Here is a 5,092-nt window from a genome sequence, read left to right on the forward strand (position 1 = left end):
CTGGATGTGTACAACAACGGCACCGCCAACGGCAGCAAGGTCATCATCTGGACCTGCAACGGCCAGAACAACCAGAAGTGGACCCGAGCCTGACGCCGTCCGGGCACGCGCCTTCGCCGGGGTGATCCATCGCCCCGGCGAAGGCCGCACATGACGCCCGCTCATCCGGTGGGCGTCATCCCCCGCCACGAATCCCCCTCCCCCGAGGAGCAGGCAGTGCATTCACAGGAAGTCCCGGGGACGGCTCCACACCGAGCCATCCACGCGTACCCCATGAGACCGCGACGCCCGCGCACCCGAATCCTCGCCTGGGTCGTGGGCCTGCTGTGCGTCATGGCGTTGCTCCCGGCCGGTGCGGCCAGGGCGGACAACCCGATCATTCAGACCGTCTACACCGCCGACCCGGCGCCGCTGGTCTACAACGGCCGGGTCTACCTCTACACCGGACACGACGAGGACGGCTCGACGTACTTCACCATGAAGGACTGGCGGGTCTGGTCGTCGGCGGACATGGTGAACTGGACCGACCACGGCTCCCCGCTGAGCGTCGCCAGCTTCAGCTGGGCCAAATCCGACGCCTGGGCGGGCCAGACCGTCTACCGCAACGGCAAGTTCTACTGGTACGTCCCCACCACCAACCGGGCGACCGGCAGGATGGCCATCGGCGTGGCCGTCTCCGACAGCCCCACCGGCCCCTTCAAAGACGCCCTCGGACACCCGCTGGTCGAAAACGGCGAGATCGACCCCACCGTCTTCATCGACGACAACGGGCAGGCCTACCTCTACTGGGGCAACCCCAACCTGTGGTACGTCAAGCTCAACGCCGACATGACCTCCTACTCCGGAAGCCCCACCAAGATCACCCTCACCACCGCCGGGTTCGGCACCCGCACCGGCGACGCCAACCGGCCCACCCTGTTCGAAGAAGGCCCCTGGGTCTACAAGCGCGGCGGCCTCTACTACATCGTCTTCGCGGCCAAATGCTGCTCGGAGTTCATCGCCTATTCCACGGCCCCCAGCCCCACCGGACCGTGGACCTACCGCGGCACGATCATGCCCACCCAGGGCGGCAGCTTCACCAACCACCCCGGCGTCATCGACTACCAGGGCGGATCGTACTTCTTCTACCACAACGGCGCGCTGCCGGGCGGCGGCGGTTACACCCGCTCGGTCGCGGTGGAGAAGTTCACCTACAACGCCGACGGCACCATCCCGACCATCACCATGACCACCACCGGGGCACCTCAGATCGGCACGCTGAACCCCTACATCCGCCAGGAGGCCGAGACCATCGCCTGGGAGTCCGGCGTCGAAACCGAACCCTCCAGCGACGGCGGAGGCGGCATGAACGTCGGGTTCATCGACAACGGCGACTACATCAAGGTCAAGGGCGTCGCCTTCGGCACCGGGGCGACCTCCTTCACCGCGCGAGTCGCCTCCGGCGCCGCCGGCGGAAAGATCGAACTGCGCCGCGACGGCGTCACCGGCACACTCATGGGCACCTGCGACGTCCCCGGCACCGGCGGCTGGCAGACCTGGACCACCGTCTCCTGCCCGGTCACCGGCGCCACCGGCACCCACGACCTGTACCTCAGGTTCACCGGAGGCAGCGGCTACCTGTTCAACGTGAACTGGTGGCAGTTCACCGGCAATGACGGACCCACGACATCACCCTCGCCCTCGCCCACACCCCCGACATCCCCCTCGCCTACACCCCCGGCTTCGTCGTCACCGTCGCCGTCGCCCAGCCCGACGGTCACGCCCACGCCGACGGTCACGCCCACGCCGAACGGCGGCGCCTGCAGCGCCACCTACCGCACCACCAACACCTGGTCCGGCGGCTACCAGGGCGAGGTCACGGTGACGGCCGGAAGCGCGCCGATCAACGGCTGGACCGTCAGGTGGACCCTGAGCGACGGCCAGACCATCAGCCAGGTCTGGAACGGCACGCTGAGCACCACCGGCTCGGCCGTGTCGGTGAGCAACGCCTCCTACAACGGCTCACTCCAGCCGTCCGCCTCCACGACCTTCGGCTTCCTCGCCGGCGGCACCCCGTCGACGCCGTCCCTCACGTGCACCGCCGCCTGAAGACGACGGCCTCGCGCCCTCGATCGGAGGAATCCGGTGAACACGAGGAGAAGACCTACGCCGCGGGCGGGACGCCGTGCGCGGCGGCGCACAGCACCACCCGCGCGCTGTTCGCGTCCTACAACGTGGAGCAGGCGCAGCTGACCCGGCGGTGAAACGAGGGCGCGCTGTCGCAGGGCTCGGGGGCCTGCGGCAGCGCGCCTCCAGCACGGCGGCAGCACGTCACGCGACGTCGATGCCCGATTCCCCGGCACCCGGCCGCGGACGCCCCTGACGGCCCCCGCTCCCGGCCGGTCTGCCGCCATGTCGATTTCGCCCGACCTCATCGAAAGGACCCCCATGAGCCGGCGAAGAGAAAGCATGGCGCGCGTCGCCATGAGTGTGATGGTCGCGCTCCTGTCAGTCGCGATGTCGCTGGTCGCCGTGTCGCCGGCGCGTGCGGCGGTCGGAATCACGATCAACGGTGGTTCCGGCGGCCGTACCTTCGACGGTGTCGGCGCGATCAGCGGCGGCGGAGGCAACAGCCGCCTGCTGGTCGACTACCCCGAGCCGCAGCGCAGCCGGATCCTCGACTACCTGTTCAAGCCGGGGTACGGCGCCTCGATGCAGATCCTCAAGGTCGAGATCGGCGGTGACACCAACTCCACCGACGGGGCCGAGCCGAGCCACCGGCACACCTCCGGCGACCTCGACTGCAACCGGGGTTACGAGTGGTGGCTGATGGAGCAGGCCAAGGCCCGCAACCCCGACATCAAGCTCGTGGGCCTGGCCTGGGGCGCCCCCGGTTGGCTCGGCAACGGCAACTTCTGGTCCCAGGACACGATCAACTACCTGGTCGACTGGCTGGGCTGCGCCAAGAACAGCCACGGGCTGACCATCGACTACCTGGGCGGCTGGAACGAGAAGGGCCGCGACCTCAACTGGTACGTCAACCTCAACACGGCGCTCGACTCCCGGGGCTTCGGCAACGTGAAGATCGTCGCCTCCGACGACTGGGGTTTCGGCGTCGCCGACGACGCGGCGAACAACGCCGCCTTCCGCAACGCGGTCGACGTGTTCGGGTCGCACTACGTCTGCGGCTACCGCGGACCGCAGTCGAACTGTCCCAGCTCCACCACCGCGATCAACTCCGGCAAGGTGCTGTGGGCCAGTGAGAACGGCTCCGACGACTACAACGACGGGGCCAAGGCGATGGCCCGGGGCATCAACCGGGACTACATCGACGGGAAGATGACCGCCTACATCAACTGGCCGGTCATCGCCGCGATCACTCCGAACCTGCCCTTCGCCACGATGGGCGTGGCGGTGGCGCCGCAGCCGTGGTCCGGTTACTACGCCATCGGCAAGAGCGCCTGGGTGATGGGCCACACCACGCAGTTCACCGCCCCCGGCTGGAAGTACCTGGACTCCTCCAGCGGCTACATCGGCGGCAACCGCAACAACGGCAGCTACGTGTCGCTGAGGTCGCCCAGCGGCTCCGACTACAGCACGATCATCGAGACGATGGACGCCACCAGCGCCCAGACGCTCAACGTCAACGTGACCGGCGGGCTGTCCACCGGGCAGGTGCACGTGTGGGCGACCAACCTCAACTCGGGAAACTCCGCCGACTACTTCGTCCACGCCGGCGACGTCACCCCGTCCAACGGCGCCTTCTCGCTGACGGTCCAGCCGGGGTACGTGTACTCGATAACGACCACGACCGGCCAGGGCAAGGGCACCGCGACCAGCCCGGCCCGGGGCACGATGGCCCTGCCGTACTCCGACGACTTCGACTCCTACGCCGTGGGCCGCGAGGCGAAGTACCTCTCGGACATGCAGGGTTCGTTCGAGATCGTGGGCTGCGGCGGCGGCCGGTCCGGCCGGTGCGTGCGCCAGATGGCCCCGCGCCAGCCGATCCTGTGGACCGGTGGTTCCCGCCCGTACGCCCTGCTGGGTGACCTGAGCTGGAGCAACTACACCGTCTCCGCGGACGTGATGCTGGAGCAGAGCGGCTACGCCGAGCTGATCGGCCGGGCGGGCGCCCAGCACTCCTTCGGCCCCGAGGGACTGAACGCCTACTACCTGCGGGTGACCGACGGCGGCGCCTGGCAGATCATCCGCAACAACGTCGACAACGCGATGACGACGATCCGCAGCGGGAGCGTCGCCGGACTCGGCACCGGCCGCTGGCACACCCTGGCCCTGGGCTTCTCCGGCGGCACGATCACCGCGAGCATCGACGGGACGCAGGTGGCCTCGGTCACCGACGGCACCTGGGGCGCCGGCCAGGTCGGCGTGGGCACCTCCACGACCGAGACGGCACAGTTCGACAACCTGTCCATCACCCCGGGCCAGGGCGGCGGCAACCCCGGCAACGGCACCGTGCTGCGCGGCCTGGCCAGTGGCCGATGTGTGGACGTGCCGAACCAGTCGCAGACCAACGGCACGCAGGTGGCGCTGTGGGACTGCAACGGCGGGACGAACCAGCAGTGGAGCTACACCTCCGGCAAGCAGCTCCAGGTGTACGGCAACAAGTGCCTGGACGCCTACGGCCAGGGCACGAGCAACGGCACCCAGGTCGTCATCTGGGACTGCGGAGGCGGAGCGAACCAGCAGTGGAACGTCAACGCCGACGGCACCGTCACCGGCGTCCAGTCCGGGCTGTGTCTGGACGCCTACAGCGCCGGCACCGCCAACGGCAGGAAGATCGTCCTGTGGGCCTGCAACGGCGGAGCCAACCAGCAGTGGAGCCGCAACTGACATGACACGGTCGCCCATGGCGGCGACCTCTGACCCCACCGGTACGACCTGTCGCCACGCCCGCGGACCATGGTGGTGGTCCGTGGGCCGGGCCACGAGTCCTGCCGATCCTCCTGACCACGACCGACGCTCGTAACCGGCGCAGAAGTCAGGAACGCGCGGCCCGGGATCCGGGCCGGCCGGGGCGGGCGCGACCCAAGCGCCCCCCGGGCCCCCCCTCGCCCACCCCCCCCCGGGCACGGGCCCCCCCCCGGCCACGCGA

At 69.3% G+C, this 5,092-nt stretch carries 4 protein-coding genes; all 4 read left to right on the plus strand.

Going from position 1 to position 5,092, the window contains the following annotated elements; translation table 11 throughout:
• The first annotated feature begins 6 nt into the window (after positions 1 to 6).
• Positions 7 to 93, plus strand: a complete 87-nt coding sequence (locus tag ABZ857_RS43475) for a hypothetical protein (RefSeq protein WP_357056536.1) — start codon at positions 7 to 9, stop codon at positions 91 to 93.
• A 180-nt stretch (positions 94 to 273) separates the two neighbouring features.
• Positions 274 to 2,088 carry a family 43 glycosylhydrolase gene (locus ABZ857_RS43480; protein ID WP_357056663.1) on the plus strand — a complete coding sequence of 605 codons (1,815 nt, stop codon included), beginning with the start codon at positions 274 to 276 and terminating at the stop codon, positions 2,086 to 2,088.
• Positions 2,073 to 2,243: an arabinofuranosidase catalytic domain-containing protein gene (locus tag ABZ857_RS43485; RefSeq protein WP_357056666.1), complete on the plus strand. Its 171-nt coding sequence runs from the start codon at positions 2,073 to 2,075 to the stop codon at positions 2,241 to 2,243. The genes ABZ857_RS43480 and ABZ857_RS43485 overlap by 16 nt, the downstream gene beginning before the upstream one ends.
• 205 nt (positions 2,244 to 2,448) lie before the next feature.
• Entirely contained in the window at positions 2,449 to 4,830 is a 2,382-nt protein-coding gene (locus ABZ857_RS43490; RefSeq protein ID WP_357056669.1) for a ricin-type beta-trefoil lectin domain protein, read from the plus strand.
• Positions 4,831 to 5,092: the final 262 nt, after the last annotated feature.

This window comes from Microbispora sp. NPDC046933 (genome assembly GCF_040644635.1).
In the GTDB taxonomy this organism is placed as follows: domain Bacteria; phylum Actinomycetota; class Actinomycetes; order Streptosporangiales; family Streptosporangiaceae; genus Microbispora.

What these genes read in the sequence shown, in the direction of transcription:
- ABZ857_RS43480 (WP_357056663.1), top strand. Translation starts at nt 274, where the DNA reads ATGAGACCGCGACGCCCGCGCACCCGAATCCTCGCCTGGGTCGTGGGC.
- ABZ857_RS43490 (WP_357056669.1), top strand. Translation starts at nt 2,449, where the DNA reads ATGGCGCGCGTCGCCATGAGTGTGATGGTCGCGCTCCTGTCAGTCGCG.